Annotated in this window: 17 protein-coding genes; 9 read left to right on the forward strand and 8 right to left on the reverse strand. The window is 67.9% G+C overall.

The annotated features are described in order from the left end of the window. Window positions 1-4 precede the first annotated feature (4 nt). From N4S67_RS02760 to N4S67_RS02770, 3 genes are read left to right on the forward strand one after another with little or no spacing between them, the layout of a single operon-like run. Window positions 5-1,180 (forward strand): NAD(P)/FAD-dependent oxidoreductase, encoded by a 1,176-nt coding sequence (locus tag N4S67_RS02760; RefSeq protein ID WP_260991397.1) that lies wholly within the window; start codon window positions 5-7, stop codon window positions 1,178-1,180. Next, entirely contained in the window at window positions 1,177-2,082 is a 906-nt protein-coding gene (locus N4S67_RS02765) for an RNA polymerase sigma-70 factor (protein WP_260991398.1), read from the forward strand. Before N4S67_RS02760 ends, N4S67_RS02765 begins: the two co-directional genes overlap by 4 nt. Before the next feature lie 12 nt (window positions 2,083-2,094). Next, entirely contained in the window at window positions 2,095-3,348 is a 1,254-nt protein-coding gene (locus N4S67_RS02770; RefSeq protein ID WP_260991399.1) for an aminodeoxychorismate synthase component I, read from the forward strand. Here the strand turns inward: N4S67_RS02770 and rsmI are convergent. Beyond that, complete coding sequence (rsmI, locus tag N4S67_RS02775) at window positions 3,304-4,140, reverse strand: 16S rRNA (cytidine(1402)-2'-O)-methyltransferase (protein WP_260991400.1); 837 nt, start codon at window positions 4,138-4,140, stop codon at window positions 3,304-3,306. The two genes, N4S67_RS02770 and rsmI, sit on opposite strands and share 45 nt — an antisense overlap. Between rsmI and N4S67_RS02780 the strand changes: the two genes are divergently transcribed. Both N4S67_RS02780 and N4S67_RS02785 read left to right on the forward strand, forming a co-directional pair. Continuing rightward, window positions 4,139-5,707: a dolichyl-phosphate-mannose--protein mannosyltransferase gene (locus N4S67_RS02780; protein WP_260991401.1), complete on the forward strand. Its 1,569-nt coding sequence runs from the start codon at window positions 4,139-4,141 to the stop codon at window positions 5,705-5,707. The two genes, rsmI and N4S67_RS02780, sit on opposite strands and share 2 nt — an antisense overlap. Before the next feature lie 130 nt (window positions 5,708-5,837). After that, a complete protein-coding gene (locus N4S67_RS02785; protein ID WP_260991402.1) occupies window positions 5,838-6,692 on the forward strand; it encodes a type IV toxin-antitoxin system AbiEi family antitoxin in 855 nt (284 codons plus the stop codon). Window positions 6,693-6,751: 59 nt separating this feature from the next. Here the strand turns inward: N4S67_RS02785 and arcA are convergent, their stop codons facing one another. Continuing rightward, a complete protein-coding gene (gene arcA, locus N4S67_RS02790; RefSeq protein ID WP_260992025.1) occupies window positions 6,752-7,963 on the reverse strand; it encodes an arginine deiminase in 1,212 nt (403 codons plus the stop codon). Window positions 7,964-8,000: 37 nt separating this feature from the next. Between arcA and soxR the strand changes: the two genes are divergently transcribed. Together soxR and N4S67_RS02800 are read left to right on the forward strand one after the other, a co-directional pair. Next, entirely contained in the window at window positions 8,001-8,435 is a 435-nt protein-coding gene (gene soxR, locus N4S67_RS02795) for a redox-sensitive transcriptional activator SoxR (protein WP_260991403.1), read from the forward strand. Window positions 8,436-8,467: 32 nt separating this feature from the next. Beyond that, window positions 8,468-9,064: an alpha-ketoglutarate-dependent dioxygenase AlkB gene (locus N4S67_RS02800; protein ID WP_260991404.1), complete on the forward strand. Its 597-nt coding sequence runs from the start codon at window positions 8,468-8,470 to the stop codon at window positions 9,062-9,064. Window positions 9,065-9,087: 23 nt separating this feature from the next. On the opposite strand, the gene N4S67_RS02805 is transcribed toward N4S67_RS02800, so the two are convergent. Both N4S67_RS02805 and N4S67_RS02810 read right to left on the reverse strand, forming a co-directional pair. Further along, window positions 9,088-9,753, reverse strand: a complete 666-nt coding sequence (locus tag N4S67_RS02805) for a DUF5642 family protein (RefSeq protein ID WP_260991405.1) — start codon at window positions 9,751-9,753, stop codon at window positions 9,088-9,090. 33 nt (window positions 9,754-9,786) lie between these two features. Beyond that, window positions 9,787-10,455 carry a DUF5642 family protein gene (locus N4S67_RS02810; RefSeq protein WP_390893186.1) on the reverse strand — a complete coding sequence of 223 codons (669 nt, stop codon included), beginning with the start codon at window positions 10,453-10,455 and terminating at the stop codon, window positions 9,787-9,789. 25 nt (window positions 10,456-10,480) lie between these two features. Between N4S67_RS02810 and N4S67_RS02815 the strand changes: the two genes are divergently transcribed. Continuing rightward, a complete protein-coding gene (locus tag N4S67_RS02815; RefSeq protein ID WP_260991407.1) occupies window positions 10,481-10,792 on the forward strand; it encodes a hypothetical protein in 312 nt (103 codons plus the stop codon). Here N4S67_RS02815 and N4S67_RS02820 read toward each other — a convergent pair. Then, complete coding sequence (locus N4S67_RS02820; RefSeq protein ID WP_260991408.1) at window positions 10,789-12,366, reverse strand: PE-PPE domain-containing protein; 1,578 nt, start codon at window positions 12,364-12,366, stop codon at window positions 10,789-10,791. The two genes, N4S67_RS02815 and N4S67_RS02820, sit on opposite strands and share 4 nt — an antisense overlap. 188 nt (window positions 12,367-12,554) lie before the next feature. Here N4S67_RS02820 and N4S67_RS02825 point away from each other — a divergent pair, with 188 nt between their 5' ends. Beyond that, window positions 12,555-13,256 carry an LpqN/LpqT family lipoprotein gene (locus N4S67_RS02825; RefSeq protein ID WP_260991409.1) on the forward strand — a complete coding sequence of 234 codons (702 nt, stop codon included), beginning with the start codon at window positions 12,555-12,557 and terminating at the stop codon, window positions 13,254-13,256. On the opposite strand, the gene N4S67_RS02830 is transcribed toward N4S67_RS02825, so the two are convergent. From N4S67_RS02830 to N4S67_RS02840, 3 genes are all read right to left on the reverse strand, one after another. Next, window positions 13,257-14,099, reverse strand: coding sequence for a shikimate 5-dehydrogenase (locus N4S67_RS02830; protein ID WP_260991410.1), 843 nt, complete (start codon window positions 14,097-14,099; stop codon window positions 13,257-13,259). Further along, window positions 14,099-15,097, reverse strand: coding sequence for a GNAT family N-acetyltransferase (locus N4S67_RS02835; RefSeq protein WP_260991411.1), 999 nt, complete (start codon window positions 15,095-15,097; stop codon window positions 14,099-14,101). Before N4S67_RS02835 ends, N4S67_RS02830 begins: the two co-directional genes overlap by 1 nt. 92 nt (window positions 15,098-15,189) lie before the next feature. Continuing rightward, window positions 15,190-16,026 (reverse strand): glycosyltransferase, encoded by an 837-nt coding sequence (locus tag N4S67_RS02840; protein WP_260991412.1) that lies wholly within the window; start codon window positions 16,024-16,026, stop codon window positions 15,190-15,192. Between the last annotated feature and the right edge of the window lie 3 nt (window positions 16,027-16,029).

The raw sequence follows: 16,029 nt of genomic DNA on the forward strand, positions 1-16,029 counted from the left end.
GTAAATGACCGAAGGACAGATCCGCGCCGTCGTGATCGGCGGTGGCTACGCCGGCGTGATGGCCGCCAACCGGCTGTGCAGCACCGACGGGGTCGCCGTGACCCTGGTGAACCCGCGCGCGAAATTCGTCGAGCGGATCCGGCTGCACCAGCTGGCGATCGACAATGACGACGCGACCGAGGACTACGCGACCGTTCTCAACGCCGGCGTCCGCCTCGTCGTCGACGGAGCCGAGCGCATCGATGCCGCGGCGCGCCGTGTCGAGCTGACCTCCGGCGGATCGCTCGAGTACGACTATCTGGTGTATGCCGTCGGCAGCACCGGCGCCGTGCCCGACTCGGTGGCCGGGGCTCGCGAATTCGCCTATCCGCTCAGTGAACTCGAGCAGGCGCAGCGGTTGCAGTCCCGGCTGGCCGACGTCCCCTTGTCGGCACCGATCGTCGTCGTCGGCGGCGGCCTGACCGGCATCGAGGCGGCCTCCGAGTTCGCCGAAGCGGGACGTTCGGTGACCCTGGTCGGCGCCGCGCTGGCGCCGTCGCTGAGCAAGCCCGGCCGTCGTTCGGTGGCCAAGCGGTTGCGCAAGCTCGGGGTCGAGGTGATCGAGGACTCGGTCGCCGCGGTGACCGCGGACGCGGTTGTTCTCGCGAGCGGACGGGCACTGCCAAGTGCGGCGACCGTCTGGACGGCCGGTTTCGGAGTGCCCGACCTGGCTGCGGCCAGCGGACTGAGCACCGACGCGCTGGGCCGGCTGTTGACCGACGAAACGCTCACCAGCATCGACGATCAGCGGATCGTCGGCACCGGCGACGCGGTGTCGCCGTCGGGCCTGCCGTTCCGGATGAGCTGCCAGGCCAGCCTGCCGCTGGGCGCGCAGTCGGCCAACACGGTTCTGAGCCGGATCGCGGGCACCGAACCGGCCGGTATCAGCGTGCCCATGACGGCGCAGTGCATCAGCCTCGGCCGCGGAGCGGGCACACTTCAGTTGCAGCACAAGGACGACACCCCGGTGGGCATCTACATCGGCGGCAAGGCGGGCGCTTTCATCAAGGAGCAGGTGTGCCGGTGGACCCTGAAATGGATGGCCGGCGAAGCGGCGAAGCCGGGCTCGTACAAGTCGCAGAAGGGTCCCGACCGCGGCCCGCAACTGACCGAGGCCGCGGCGGTGGTGTCGAGCCGATGAACACGCGGCCGGGTGACGAACACGCCGAACGGTTCACGTTGCTGCGACCGCTGCTGTTCACGATCGCTTACGAGATCTTGGGCAGCGCAACGGAATCCGACGACGTGCTGCAGGATAGCTACCTGCGCTGGGCCGAGGTGGATCTCGCGGCGGTGCACGACACGAAGGCCTACCTCGCCCAGCTCGTCACCCGGCAGTCGCTCAACGTGCTGCGGGCGCAGTCCCGCAGACGTGAGGACTACATCGGCCCGTGGCTGCCCGAGCCGCTGCTGCTCGAGACCAAGGATGCCTCCACTGATGTGGTGCTGGCCGAGTCGGTTTCGATGGCGATGCTGGTCGTGCTCGAGACGCTGACCCCCGACGAGCGCGCGGTCTTCGTGCTGCGCGAGGTGTTCGGTTTCAGTCACGACGAGATCGCCTCGACGATCGGCAAGTCCGCGAGTGCGGTGCGCCAGATGGCGCACCGCGCGCGCGAGCACGTGCAGTCGCGCCGCAAGCGCTTCGAACCCGTCGACCCGAAGATGTCGATGGAGTTGACGACGCGGTTCTTCACGGCGGCATCGACAGGAGATGTCGACGGGCTACTGGAGATGCTCACCGAGGACGTGGTGTGGACCGCCGACAGCGACGGCAAGCGCAGCGCGGCCCGTCGACCCATCCTCGGCGCCGAGAAGGTCGCCAGGGTGATCATCGGTCTGGTGCGCGTCGCCGGGGAGAACGGCCGCATCGAGCCGGCCATGTACAACAACTCCCCCGCGCTCAAGCTCTACCTCGGCGACAGCTTCGAGGGCATCGTCACCGTCGAGATCACCGAGGGGCGCATCTCGCACTTCTACGCGATGCGCAACCCTGACAAGCTCGGCGGCGTGGACATCCCGCGGGAGATCAGCCGTAGCGTCTGACAAGCTGACACGGTGCTGATCGAGTGGCTCGGCGACCTGGGCGGCGCCCCGTCGGTGCTGCGGGCCGTCGCCGCCTCTGCCACACGTCTGAGACTGCCGCCGCCCGCCGCATTGATCGGCGACTGGTTCGACTCCGGTGCCGTCATCGCACCCTCGGTCCCGATGGCCCCTGTCGGGGTGTCCGAGGTGTTCGAGGTGGGCGCAGGCTCGGCCGTTGAGGCGGTCGGCGGCGGGTGGTTCGGCTACCTGTCATACCCCGACGCGGCTGCCGACGGGCGGGGACCGCGGGTGCCCGAGGCTTGCGGTGGCTGGTCGGACTGCGTGCTACGCCAGGACCGCGACGGTCAATGGTGGTTTGAGAGCCTTACGGACACAACGGTTCCGGGCTGGGTGGCGGACGCCTTGGCCGAGCAGCCGTCACCACGGCCGGCGCACATCGCCTGGAGCGGGCCGGATCAGGCGAAGCACCGCCGCGGTGTGCTGGCGTGCCTGGAGGCGATCGCGGCCGGTGAGGTCTACCAGGCATGCGTGTGCACGCAATTCAGCGGCCGGATCGACGGCACACCGATCGACTTCTTCGTCGACGCGGTGGCGCGCACGTCGCCGGCACGCGCCGCCTATGTGGCGGGCGAATGGGGCGCGGTGGCGTCGCTGTCGCCGGAGCTTTTCCTGCGACGTCGCGGCAGCGACGTGACGTCGAGCCCGATCAAGGGCACCCTGCCGCGCCACGCCGACCCCGCGGAGTTGCGTGCGTCGGTCAAGGACGTCGCCGAGAACATCATGATCGTCGACCTGGTGCGCAACGACCTCGGCCGGGTGGCGCTGACGGGCAGCGTGACGGTTCCGGAGTTGTTGGCGGTTCGTCCGGCACCCGGCGTGTGGCATCTGGTGTCGACGGTGGCAGCGCGCGTCGACGTGGACGTGCCGATGGCCGCGGTGCTCGACGCGACGTTCCCGCCGGCTTCGGTCACCGGCACGCCGAAGACACGCGCCCGCCGACTACTGGCCGGATGGGAGTCGCATCGGCGTGGAGTGTATTGCGGCACAGTAGGTTTGGCCTCTCCCGTCGCGGGGTGCGAGCTGAACGTCGCGATCCGGACGGTTGAATTCGACGCCTCGGGCAACGCGGTGCTCGGTGTCGGCGGGGGAATCACGGCCGATTCCGATCCCGACCGCGAGTGGGACGAATGCCTGCACAAGGCGGCGGCGATCGTCGACGCCTCAGCCGCGAGCCCGCAGGACGGCGTCGTACAGCTCGCGCCGTGAGGGGGCGCCGGGGTGCGCGGACACCACCTGCGCGCACGCATCTTTGACGCGGGCACCGTCGGCGAGGAGTTCATTGACCTCGGCCACCAGCGTCTCCAGATCGGCACGCGGCGTCGCGCCGGCCAGCACGACTGTGATCTCGCCGAGCACGCCGTCGGCCGCCCATTCGGCGAGTTCGCCCAGCGAACCGCGGCGGATCTCCTCGTGCGTCTTGGTCAGCTCCCGACAGACCACCGCTCTGCGCTCGGGTCCCAGCACGTCCACGGCGCTGGCGAGCGTGTCGGCGAGCCGCCTGGGCGACTCGAAGAACACACACGTGCGGGCCTCGGCGGCCAGCTTGGTCAGCCAGGCAGCGCGCGCGCCGTGCTTGCGGGGGGCGAAACCCTCGAAGCAGAACTTCTCCGACGGCAGGCCCGAGACCGCCAACGCGGTGGTGACCGCCGACGGACCCGGCAGGCAGGTGATGGCCAACCCCGCCTCGACGCACGCGGTGACGAGGCGGTAGCCGGGGTCACTGATCAGCGGCATGCCCGCGTCGCTGACCAACAGGACCGTCGCACCGCGGCGGATCTCGTCGACCAGCGCGGGCACCCGCGTCGCCTCGTTCTGGTCGTACAGACTGACCACGCGGCCGGTCATGGTGGCGCCGACCGCGGTGGCCAATGTGCGGATCCGGCGGGTGTCCTCAGCGGCGACGACGTCCGCGCTCTTCAGCGCGTCGACCAGCCGCGCCGACGCGTCCGACGGCTGGCCGAGCGGCGTGGCGGCGATACGCAGTCGGCCGGTGCTCATGGCCGACAGCCTACGATCGAGAACCGTGACCGCCCCCGCTACCGAAGCGTCGCGCGCGGTCCCCGTCATCAGTCCCGCCCCCCTGAGGCCCGCCGCCGACTTCGGACCGGTCGACCGTATGCAGGGCTGGGTGATGACCGCCGTCATCACCGCGCTGGCGTCGCTGACGCGGTTTTTGAACCTCGGTTCGCCGACCGATGCCGGCACACCGATCTTCGACGAGAAGCACTACGCGCCGCAGGCCTGGCAGATGCTGCACAACCACGGTGTCGAGGACAACCCCGGCTACGGGCTGGTGGTGCATCCGCCACTGAGCAAGCAGCTGATCGCGATAGGCGAGGCGTTGTTCGGCTACAACGGGCTGGGGTGGCGGTTCTCCGGCGCGGTGTGCGGCGTCATCGTGGTGTTGCTCGTCGCGCGTATCGCGCGGCGGATCAGCCGCTCCACGCTGGTCGGCGCGATCGCGGGTCTGCTGTTGATCGCCGACGGGGTCAGCTTCGTCGCGGCGCGCACCGCGCTGCTCGACGGTTTCCTCGTGGTGTTCGTGGTCGCAGCATTCGGCTGCCTGATCGTCGACCGCGATCAAGTGCGCGAACGCATGCACATCGCCATGCTGGAGGACCGTATCGGCGAGACGCCGTGGGGCCCGCGGCTCGGCGTGCGGTGGTGGCGGTTCGGCGCGGGTGTGCTGCTCGGATTGGCGTGCGCGACAAAGTGGTCGGGCCTGTACTTCATCGTGTTCTTCGGGTTGATGTCGGTGGCGTTCGATGTCGCCGCGCGGCGGCAGTACCGGGTGCCGCGGCCATGGCTGGGCACGCTGCGCCGCGACGTCGGCCCGGCGCTGTACGCGCTGACGCTGATTCCGTTCGGGGTGTACCTGGCGTCCTACACCCCGTGGTTCGCCTCGGAGACCGGGGTGAACCGGCACGAGGTGGGGCGGTCGATCGGTCAGGACAGCATCCTGCCGCTACCCGACGCGGTGCGCTCGCTGTGGCACTACACCCACGCGGCGTACAAGTTCCATGCGGGTTTGACCAACGCTGACGGCAACCACCACCCGTGGGAGTCCAAGCCGTGGACGTGGCCGATGTCGTTGCGGCCGGTGCTGTACGCGATCGACAACCAGAACGTGCCGGGCTGCGGCGAGCAGTCGTGCGTGAAGGCCGTGATGATGGTCGGCACGCCGGCGATGTGGTTCATCGCGGTGCCGGTACTCGCGTGGGCGGTGTGGCGGGCATTCGTCAAGCGCGACTGGCGATATGCGGTCATCCTCGTTGGCTACGGTGCGGGATTCCTGCCCTGGTTCGCGATGATCGACCGGCAGATGTACTTCTTCTACGCGGCGGTGATGGCGCCGTTCCTGGTGCTCGCGATCGCGATGATCCTCGGCGACATCCTGTACAAGCCGAATCAGAACGACGAGCGCCGAAAACTCGGGCTCATCGCGGTGAGTTGTTACATCGCGCTGGTGCTGACGAACTTCGCATGGATGTACCCGATCCTGACGGGTCTACCGATCTCGCAGGCGACCTGGAACATGCAGATCTGGCTGCCGTCCTGGCGCTAGTAGGAGCGCGGCTCGGCGCCTCGCTCTCAATATTGCAGCCACAGCTGTGACTCGAGGTTATCCACAGCCGTGCGCGCAATATCGCGCCGCGGCGGCTTTTGTGTCGGGGTGTCTCACCACGATTCGCGTCATGGAAGAGGTCTTCGTCGGTAGCGCCGCCCTGGCCGACGGCTGCCTCACGCGCGCGAATCTGCGGTGGAACTATCGCGCCATCTATCCCGACGTCTACGCGTCGAAGGTCGCCCCACCCTCGCTTCGAGCGCGAACCATGGGCGCCTTTCTCTGGTCAGGCCGCAACGGCGTCGTTACCGGGCTCGCCGCGGCGGCGCTGCACGGTGCGCGGTATGTCGACGACACCGTTGCCGTCGAATTGATCTGGCGCTGCGGGCGGCCACCGCGCGGCATCGTCGTCCGCAACGAGCGCCTCGACGCCGACGACATCACGACCGTCGACGGCATGCTCGTGACGACTCCTGCGCGCACGGCCTTCGACATCGCGCGACATCTGTCGCGCGACCGCGCGGTGCGCCATCTCGACGCGCTGGCGCGCGATACCGGCATCGAGGCGTCGGAGGTGTTGCTGCTGTCCGAGCGCTACCCGCGGGCGCGCGGCCTACCGCGAGCGCGTGTCGCACTTCCGCTGATGGACGGCGGAGCGCAATCGCCGCAGGAGACGCGGTTGCGGCTCATCCTCATCGACGACGGTTTGCCGCCGCCTCGCACGCAGATCCACGTGAGCGACGGCCTGCTCAACGCCTACATCGACATGGGATACGACGAACCGAAAGTCGGCTTCGACTACGAGGGCGCCCACCACAGCGAGAACCGGAGTCAATACGTTCACGACATCGGCCGGGCCGAGCTGCTCGACCGTGAGGGGTGGATCGACATTCGAGTCGTCGCGGAGCACAGCAGGCGATTCATCCTGCATCGCGCGTACGAAGCGTTCGCTCGCCGCCGCTGGAATCCGCGAAGATTGCGGTGAGGGTTGTGGATTGGGCGTAGCCGCAGCCGTGAGTGCAAAATTCGCGCCAGGACCGCGACTCAGAGGGGGTCGCGGGCCGCGGGGCAGCTCATACAGCGTGGGCCGCCGCGGCCGGTGCCCAATTCGGACGCCTCGATGTGCAGCACCTCGATACCCGAATCGGCAAGCCTGGCATTGGTTTCGGCGTTGCGTTCGTAGGCCACCACGACACCGGGCGCGACCGCCAGCGTGTTGTTGCCGTCGTCCCACTGCTCCCGCTCGGCCGTCACCGGGTCGAGGCCCGTCGCGATCACCCGCAACTTCTCGATCTGCATGGCGTCGGCGGCCGCCCGTACGAACGGAAGCTCGTCGTCGATGCGCACACCGCCCGAGCCGTCGCGGTGAATCGTGAAGGCCATCAAGGAGTCCACGATCGCTGGGTACATCACCACCGCGTCGACGTCGACCATCGTGCACACCGTGTCCAGATGCATCTGGGCCCGTTCCTGGGCGATCGGCACCGCCAGCACGGTGTGCGCCAGATTGTCGTCGAACAGACTGCGCGCCAAGGCCTCCGCGCCAGCAGGCGTCGTGCGCTCGCCTACGCCGACCGCGACCACGCCAGGCGACAGCAGCAGGACATCACCGCCCTCGACCGGCGCAGAGCGCGACTCATAGGCCCGCCGCACACCCAGGAATCGCGGGTGGTGGGCGTAGATCACATCGGTCAGCGACGTCTCGCGCACCCGCGCAGGCAGTGCCAGCGAGGTGATCGCCGCCCGCGGCCCGATCCAGAACGACGAGTCGCGGGTGAACAACAGATTCGGCAGCGGGTCGATGACGAAGTCCCCGCCGTGGTGCATCCGGCGCACCAGCGACAGCTCGCCGCCGTCGAGCGGCAACTCGTTGAACGTCATGCCCGCCATGAGCACCCGCGCCAGCGGCGCGGGCGCCAGTGTGCGCAGATACTCCGAGAGCTCCTGCGCCAGCGGCAGTCCCAGCCGACGCGGGTCAACCGCCGCGGCGATGCCGTGCATCCGGGCCGCCCCGCTGTGCGACAACGCCTCGGTCAGCAGATCGGCCAGCAGCAGCACCTCGACGCCGCGCTCGCGCAGCAGCGCGGCGAACGCGTCATGTTCGCGCTGCGCCTTGGCCACCCACGGCAGCCCGTCGAACAGCAGCGCGTCGTTGTTGCGGGGGGTCAGTCGCTGCAATTCGGCACCCGGGCGGTGCAGAATCACCGTCCGCAGCCGTCCGACCTCGGAGTCGCAGCCCAACGTCACACCTAGCACCGTAACCCCCACAGCCGCCTCAATTATGGTTGAGGTTATGGAGAAGATCGGTGAACTCTCCCCCGGCGAGATGTCCGCTCGCAGCGGCGTCGCGGTCTCGGCACTGCACTTCTACGAGCGCGAAGGGCTCATCTCGAGTCGCCGCACCAGCGGCAACCAGCGCCGCTACGCACGCGAGACGCTGCGCCGCGTCGCCTTCATCCGCATGTCGCAGCGGCTCGGTATCCCGCTCGCGCGCATCCGCGAAGCGCTCGCCACCCTGCCCACCGATCGCGTGCCCACCAGCAAGGACTGGGCGAAACTGTCCGCCGGCTGGCGTCAGGACATCGACGACAGGATTTTGCACCTGCAGCGCCTGCGCGACAACCTGGCCGGCTGCATCGGCTGCGGGTGCCTCAGCCTGAAGACCTGCGCGCTGTCCAATCCCGGCGACATGCTGGCCGCCGAGGGTCCCGGCGCGTCAAGGCTGTAGAAATCGAACGCGTGTGCGATAGACTCGCCGCCATGGAGCTGGCTCTTCAGAGCTCGCTGTTCGAGCACGCCGAACGGCGCCATCTCGGCGACGGCGCCTGGATCGACTTCCGGTCCGGTTGGCTGGGCGACGCCGACTCGCTGTTCGCCGAACTCGAACGCGACATTCCGTGGCGCGCCGAGCGCAGGCAGATGTACGACCGCGTCCTCGACGTGCCCCGGCTTGTCAGCTTCCACAACCTGGTCGACGGGCCGGTCCCGCACCCCCGGCTCAAGCAGATCCGCAGGCGGCTCAACGACGCCTACGCCGGTGAGCTCGGCGAGCCGTTCACCACCGCGGGGCTGTGCCTGTACCGCGACGGCGACGACAGTGTGGCCTGGCACGGCGACACCGTCGGCCGCAGCAGCACCGAGGACACCATGGTCGCAATTGTCGGCCTCGGCGCCACAAGGACTTTCGCGTTACGCCCGCGCGGCGGCGGCAAGTCGTTACGGATTGCGCACAGCCACGGCGACCTGCTGGTGATGGGCGGATCGTGCCAGCGCACCTGGGAGCACGCGATCCCGAAGACGACGCGGCCGGTCGGGCCCCGGATCAGCATCCAGTTCCGGCCGCACGACGTGCGCTGAGACCGCGCACGCGAGGAGCAGAATCAACCGCGTACCGCGGCCACCGCGGCCGCCAACAGGTCGCGCGCACGCCGCGTGTCGACCGGGGCGACGGGTTTGTTGGGTTCGACCAACGGGTTCGCGGTCACGATCACCAGGTATGTGCCGAAACTCGCGACGTAGTTGAAGAGCTCCCCGGTGCGCGGTTTGCCGTCGATCACCGTCTGCAACACACGATGCGTGCCAAGTGTCTGCGCGCCGTCGATCTGCGGGGCCTCGACCACCTCGGCCAGACCGCGCACCCCGCCCCCGGCGAAGCCCACCTTGCGGCAATTCTCGGCGGGCGCGTTGACCGCCGCCTCCTGCGACGTCTCGACGGCGATCGCGATGAAGCGGTTACCTGCGCCTTCGGCCGTCGTGGCGGCCATATTGCCCTGCGCTCCGGCGGGCACCATCTGTTGGTTGGCGAACGACGCGCAGTCCGGCGGGTCGAAGGTCATCCCCGGCGCGAGCGCCTGCGGTCCGAGCAGTCGCGGATCGATGCCCGTCGGCCCGACATCGGTCACCTTGAACTCGGGCCCGAAGTTCGACCGCACGTCCTTGACGCGGGCGATGTCGGCCTGCGGCGCGTCCGCCGAGTCGCCACACGCGGTCAGTACGAGGGCGCATGCCAACAACCACTGGCTGCCCAGCATCGCCCTCTTCGACATCGCGCACAATCTACCCGTCCGCCGAGCCGCCGGTCAGCCGCGCAACGCCGAGACCGTTCTCACCAACAGTTCAGCCGCGAAGTCCTGTCCGAGTTGCGGATTCGGCGAGCCCGGGTCTGTCACGACGGTGACGAACACGACATGCCCATCCAGATACGCGCTCGCGGTGTCGGCGTGCGAGCGCGTTTCGGTTCCGCCTTCGACGACAGTGGTGGTGGCCGTGGCCATCCCGACCGTCTGCGCACCGTCGATGCTCGGCGCCGCACCCAGCGAGACGTCGCCGGAGGTCTTCCCGCCCGACACCGTCCAGCGGCCGCATTGGGAGAGCAGCGCGGGATCCGGTGACCGACCGTCGGCGACCGCGGCGTAGACGATGCCGCCCGCACCCGAGGCCGACCACCCCCGCGCGTCGCCGGTGACCGGATCGGCCAGCACCCCGCACTGGGGCGGATCGGCCGTCCACTCGGCGCCCAGGCCCCACGACACGGCCGGCGCGATCCCGCCCGCCAGGCCTGCCACCTCGTAGCCGTCGGGCAGGTCACCGCGCACACGATCGATCCTGGCCGGATTCACCGGCGGCATCCGAGTCGAGGGCAGCGGTTCGGGATCCGGTTCCGACGGGACGCCGCAGGCAGCGAGGCAGATCACGATCGCCGCGATGGAACACTTCACGCCCGCCCGACGATCAACAAGTAGCGACATTTTCTCTCATAGGACGGAGGCTGTCATGCGTGCTCTTCGGAGTGTGGCAGCAACAACAGCGGCGGCGGGCATAATCCTGGCGCCAGCGGGGTTTGCCGCCGCGCAGCCGATACAGGCCGGCGACGCCCAGCAGACCATTGGTGAACTAGAGGCCACGGGCTACGACGTCGTCATCGACCGTGTCGGCAGCGGGCCGCTCAACCAGTGCATCGTCACCAGCGTGCGCAACCCGAAGACGGTCACCGAGACGATCTCGGTCGGCAGGGGCGAGGACCGCGAACTCATCACTGTGGTCAAGAGCCGGTCGATCACCGTCTCGCTCAACTGCTCGCGCTAAGCGGCGGGTGCCTCAGCCTCGTTACCGTTCGACACCGTTTCGGCGGTCGTCGTCTCGTCGTTCCCCGTTTCGGCCGTCAACGGCGCCCGGGCCGGTTCCCGCGAGTCGAACTCGACGGGTCCGCGCACGTCGGGGGTTTCGGGGTCGGTCACCGGCGTTGTCGGGGTGCCGGTCTGGCTGTCGGCCTCGTCGTCCTCTTCGACGACGATGACCTCGTCCTCCACGACGGCGACCTCGTCCTCCTCGATGACCTCGTCATCTTCGATGACACCGTTGGTCGCCTCGTCGATCGCCTCGTCGACGGGGCCGACCGGCTCGTCTTCGCTTCCACCCTGCCGGGCGCTGTCGTCACCGACGGAGGACGCCGACGTGACCGCCGCGTCGTTCAGCTCCTCGGACGGCGGCTCGGGGAGTTCCGGGCCGCCCACACCGAACGGACTGGTCACCGGCGCGGTTCCGAGCGGGCGGAACGTCGGATCGCCCGTCACCTCGGCGAGCGCGTCGTCGATTCCGGTGGGGATCGACCTGAGCAGATTGATCGCCGTCGCGACGGGATTGCGGAACGGCAACAGGCCGACCTTGGTCGCGACTCCCGGATCGACGTCGCGGGCGTACGCACCCTCGATCAGCACCCGAAGCGGTGCGTCCAACAACGTGAGGATGGGCGACGGGACGAAGCCTTCGACCGGCTTCAGGATCGGCAACCGCTGCGCCCGAATGAGGTAATAGTCCGTATCGCCCGTGTGCCCCTGATACTCCGCATCTTCGAAATCGCGGTTCTGAAGATCACCGTGGAAGTAGTAGTAGCCCGCCGCCGCGTTCAGGATGGCCAACACGTTGGTGAGGCTGGCCGGGGCGTCGCCACCCAATCCGTCGTACTGAGCCGCGACGTCAACGGTGGGCATGCAGGGACCGACATCGCAACTGTTCGTGGGCGTGGCGCCGTAGAACGGAATGTTCAGGATCGGGATGGTGAAGGGGAAGGGACTACGCGCCAGGACACCGCCGTTCGGGCGCATCGGATTGGCCAGGAGGAAGAACGACGTGTCCGCGCCGTCCGGGCGCGGAGTGGCGATCAGGTCCCTCTTGACCAGTGAAGCGACCACCGCGCTCTGCGAGTAGCCGAAGATCACGAAGTCCTCGGTCGGGCTCGGCGCCAGTTCCGGGCCGGGCGGCGTGACCTCGGGGTTGGTGTTGTAGTCGCAGCCGTCGCCGCGGACGCAACCGGTCAGGTTGGTGACGCCCGCGTCGACGGAGTCGCCGAAGGTCGTGTCCCGGAACACCGGGGTGAAGCCCGCCGGATAGATGACGGCGTAGACGTTGCCGTCGGCGTCCTGGATGGGATCGAGGCCCGGGCTCGTCGGCGCCTGCGAGGCCGGGCCGATGTAGCCGTTGATCGCGTTCTGCAGATAGTTGCTGACGAATGCCGGATCCTCGTCGTTGGTCAGCGGATGGTCGGTTCCGCCCATGATCAGCGCCGTGGCCAGCAGTTGGACGGTGGCCGCCGTCGTCCACGCGACCGCTATGGCGACGGTGCTCGCCAGCGCCAGAATGACTACCCCCAGCGAACGCATGGCTGCTCGCATTTCCGAAGCCTCCCCAAAGTAGCTACGCCCCCGCGATGGGACGCAATCTTGCTACACAAAGCGATCCCTCGCGGGAAAATGGGCGTCGCCCGAAGCTCGGTTCCAGGGCGATTCACGTGCGCCCAGCGAATGCCGACCGTAGGCTACCGCCGAGATTTCAATCGACGGGAGCATCCATGAGCACGTCAACCAGGGCCGGCGTGATCGCCATCGCTGCCGTCTCGCTCGGCCTGGGCCTGGTCGGCTGCGGTTCGGACACCAAGACCGAGTCCAGCGAGCAGGAGACGACCAGCACGCCGACGACCACGACCACCACCAGCGAAGCCGCCCCGGCGGCGCCGGCGCAGGCCGCAGGCGCCAACAAGACGATCGTCGACTACATCCGCGAGAGCGGCATCGTCGAGACGCCGGTCAAGCGCGGCGCCCCGGGCTCGCCGACCATCAATCTTCCGATCCCGCCCGGATGGCGCGACGCCGGCCCCAACGCCCCTGAATGGGCATACGCCGCAATAGTTTCCACGGATGCGGCATTCGCGCAGGACCCGCCGAGCATCATCGCGCTGGTCTCCAAACTGACCGGTAACGTCGACCCTGCCAAGATCCTCGAGTACGCGGCCGGCGAGATCAAGAACCTACCGGGATACGAGGGCGCCGAGGCAGGCCAGTCGAGCCAGCTCAGTGGGTTCGACGCCACCCAGATCGGCGGGCTCTACAACAAGGACAGGGTCCGGCGCGCCATCGCCCAGAAGACCGTGGTGATTCCCGGTCAGGACGGCCTGTACGTGCTGCAACTCAACGCCGACGGCACCGAGGAACAGATGGGCGTGCTGATGGACGCCACATCTGCCATCGACGATCAGACCACGATCATCCCGTAATCAGGCGCGGGAGATCGCCGAGGCCGCCGCCACCTGCTCGGCGGTCGGCCTGACGCCGGTGTAGCGCTCGAACTGCTCGGCGGCCTGCAGCGCGATCACCTCGGCGCCGGTGATCACGTCAACGCCCGCGGCACGAGCCGCGACGATCAACGGGGTCTCCGACGGCATCGCCACGACGTCGAACACGGTGCGCGCGCTGGAGATCGTCGCCTCGTCGAAGGCCTGGTCGCGCTCCTGGGGCCCACCGGCCATGCCGATGGGGGTGACGTTGACGATGACGTCGGCGGCGTGTGAGCCGATGTCGGTCAGGTGCTCGTAGCCGAGCCGGTCCGCCAGCGGCCAGCCGGTTTCGGGATTGCGCGCCACGATGGCGCCGTCGTGGAATCCCTTGTCGCGAAACGCTGCTCCGACTGCACTGGCCATGCCGCCGCTGCCGCGGATCAGCACCGACTGTGACGGGTCGAGGCGGTGTTCATCGATGAGTCGTTGGACCGCCAGATAATCGGTGTTCGACGCGGTCAGCCTGCCCTCGTCGTTGACGATCGTGTTGACCGAGCGGATCACCTGGGCCGACGGTTCCACCTCGTCGACGAGCGCGATGACGTCGGACTTGAACGGCATCGAGACCGAACACCCGCGGATACCGAGTGCCCGCACGCCACCGATCGCGGCGGCGATGTCGGTGGTGGTGAACGCCTTGTAGATGAAGTCGAGGCCGAGTTGGTCGTAGAGGTAGTTGTGGAACCGCGTCCCGATGTTGCTCGGCCGCCCGGACAGTGAAATGCACAGCCGAGTGTCTTTGTTCAAGGCCGGCCTGCGCCCAGCCACCTCCCCGCGCTGCATCAGTCGACCGCCCTGGTGACCTGGCGGACCACGTCGCGCATCTGCCGGATCGAATCGGGGGTGAGCTGAAGCGATTTGACGGCAGGAACATCCACAGCGGTGGTCACCACACCGAGGTCGTCACGGTGCCAGACCGCTCCCAACCGGTTCAAGATGGCGCGCATGGGGAGATTATCCGTCAGCACGCGCGCAGTGAAGCGTTGGACGCCACTGTAATTGGCCGCCACCACGAGAGCCTCCATCAGTACCGTGCCGATGCCCCTGCCCTGGTAGTCGTCGCCGACGATGAACGCCACTTCAGCGACGGCCGGGTCGTCCTCGTCGCGGACGAACCGCGCGTCGGCCACCACCGGGCCCTCGGCCCCGTCGGTCATCACCCACACGAAGTGGTGCACGTAGTCGACCTCGAACAGATAGGTCATCAACGACTTCGTCGGCGTGCGGGGAGTCTGGAAGCGGCGGTACAGCGTCTCTCCGGAGAACTCGACGGGCCCATTCGTCGTTCGCTCACTGTCACCGGGCAATACCGGCCGCAGGTAGAACCAGGTGCCGTCGCGCATCTGAACCGGAATCGGGGTGAGGAACGCGGCAAGCCGCTGCCGCGCAGTGCGGACCAGCTTGTCGAGCATGCCCGGAATCTCGAGCATGGTGGCGAACGCTTCCCGGTTGCCGACCCAACCCGTAAGCGGTTCGGTCGCAACGACGGTGGCGGTGCGGGGGGTGTCACGGAGTAAGGCGATCTCGCCGACGATCAGCCCGGGATGCACTTCGGCGACCGTGTCATGCCCATCGGCGCCGGTGTGGGTGACCTCCGCGCGGCCGGACCCGACCAGCAGGAAGGACACTGCCAGTTCGCCTTGCTGCATGAGCACCTTGCCGGCCGCCGCGGTCAACGGGCGCAGCTGCGCCGCCAACGGCGCGAGAGCCTCGATCGGGCAGCCGGCGAATGCCTCCAGCGCAGCGAGTTCGTCGGCGCGGACGACGGTCGGGCCGGCCACGCCCCGAGGCTACGGCGTATGCGTCGCGACGAGCAAGGACGGCATTTCGCCGAATATGCTCGAGTAATTCGCGCAGAAGTCGGAATCCGAATTCAGCGGATTTCCTTCCATTCTTTACTCGCCGACCTCTTGAACAGCCATACCGACATTGTGTTGCTGAACCATTCCCAGACGAGTTTCGGCCAACCGACGGCATGTGCGCGTCTTCCGGTGTGGTAGACGGTGAGGTTCTTCACGAATCGTGTACGACCGATTTTGGAGAGCCGCTGAAAAAGATCCATGTCCTCCGCCGCGGCAAGGCTTTCGTTGAATCCGTCGACCTTTCTGAAAGCATCTGCCTTGATCATCTGAAACTCTCCGCCGGCCGCTCCGATGCGCAGAATGTTATTGAGCAGCAAGAACTGCAGACCGAGCATCGTGAAGAACACGCGGTCGACGGGCCTGGCCGCCTCGGACGAAACCTGGTACCGGCACGTCAGGGCGACAAGTCCGCGTTCAGCCCGAAAGGCCTGGTGAGCCTGGTCGAAGAAGCGGTCGATGTCGGGGATGACCACATCGGCATCGACGAAGACCAGGTAATCGCCGGTCGCCGCGGCGGCCCCCATGTTGCGGGCCATGGCGATGGTTTGCCGGGCCGGTTTCGTGTAGACGATGACGGTGTCGGTGTACTTACGACAGACCTCGACAGTGCCGTCTTTGCTGTTGCCGTCGGACACGATGATCTCGTGCGGACCGGAATACCCGGACAGAGACTGCAGGGTCGTCTCGATCGTCCTGCGCTCATTGAGCGTGGGAATCACAAACGAAATCACCCGGCGGAGCTTATCCCCTCGGCGGGCAAAGAGCAGACCCCTCAAACAGCGCACCACGCGACTGAAGTCGTCCGAATTGTCGGCGGGCCCGTGAATGCCCGCGCCGACGGCACCCACGGT

This window comes from Mycobacterium deserti (genome assembly GCF_025345615.1).
GTDB classification, from domain to species: domain Bacteria; phylum Actinomycetota; class Actinomycetes; order Mycobacteriales; family Mycobacteriaceae; genus Mycobacterium; species Mycobacterium deserti.

Bases quoted from the DNA above. Each gene is read 5' to 3' on its own strand.
- soxR (WP_260991403.1), top strand. From the start codon at position 8,001: ATGGAGAAGATCGGTGAACTCTCCCCCGGCGAGATGTCCGCTCGCAGC.
- N4S67_RS02780 (WP_260991401.1), top strand. From the start codon at position 4,139: ATGGCCGACAGCCTACGATCGAGAACCGTGACCGCCCCCGCTACCGAA.
- N4S67_RS02800 (WP_260991404.1), top strand. From the start codon at position 8,468: ATGGAGCTGGCTCTTCAGAGCTCGCTGTTCGAGCACGCCGAACGGCGC.
- N4S67_RS02820 (WP_260991408.1), bottom strand. From the start codon at position 12,366: ATGCGTTCGCTGGGGGTAGTCATTCTGGCGCTGGCGAGCACCGTCGCC.
- N4S67_RS02765 (WP_260991398.1), top strand. From the start codon at position 1,177: ATGAACACGCGGCCGGGTGACGAACACGCCGAACGGTTCACGTTGCTG.
- N4S67_RS02760 (WP_260991397.1), top strand. From the start codon at position 5: ATGACCGAAGGACAGATCCGCGCCGTCGTGATCGGCGGTGGCTACGCC.
- N4S67_RS02815 (WP_260991407.1), top strand. From the start codon at position 10,481: ATGCGTGCTCTTCGGAGTGTGGCAGCAACAACAGCGGCGGCGGGCATA.
- N4S67_RS02810 (WP_390893186.1), bottom strand. From the start codon at position 10,455: ATGTCGCTACTTGTTGATCGTCGGGCGGGCGTGAAGTGTTCCATCGCG.
- N4S67_RS02825 (WP_260991409.1), top strand. From the start codon at position 12,555: ATGAGCACGTCAACCAGGGCCGGCGTGATCGCCATCGCTGCCGTCTCG.
- rsmI (WP_260991400.1), bottom strand. From the start codon at position 4,140: ATGAGCACCGGCCGACTGCGTATCGCCGCCACGCCGCTCGGCCAGCCG.
- N4S67_RS02805 (WP_260991405.1), bottom strand. From the start codon at position 9,753: ATGTCGAAGAGGGCGATGCTGGGCAGCCAGTGGTTGTTGGCATGCGCC.
- N4S67_RS02785 (WP_260991402.1), top strand. From the start codon at position 5,838: ATGGAAGAGGTCTTCGTCGGTAGCGCCGCCCTGGCCGACGGCTGCCTC.
- N4S67_RS02830 (WP_260991410.1), bottom strand. From the start codon at position 14,099: ATGCAGCGCGGGGAGGTGGCTGGGCGCAGGCCGGCCTTGAACAAAGAC.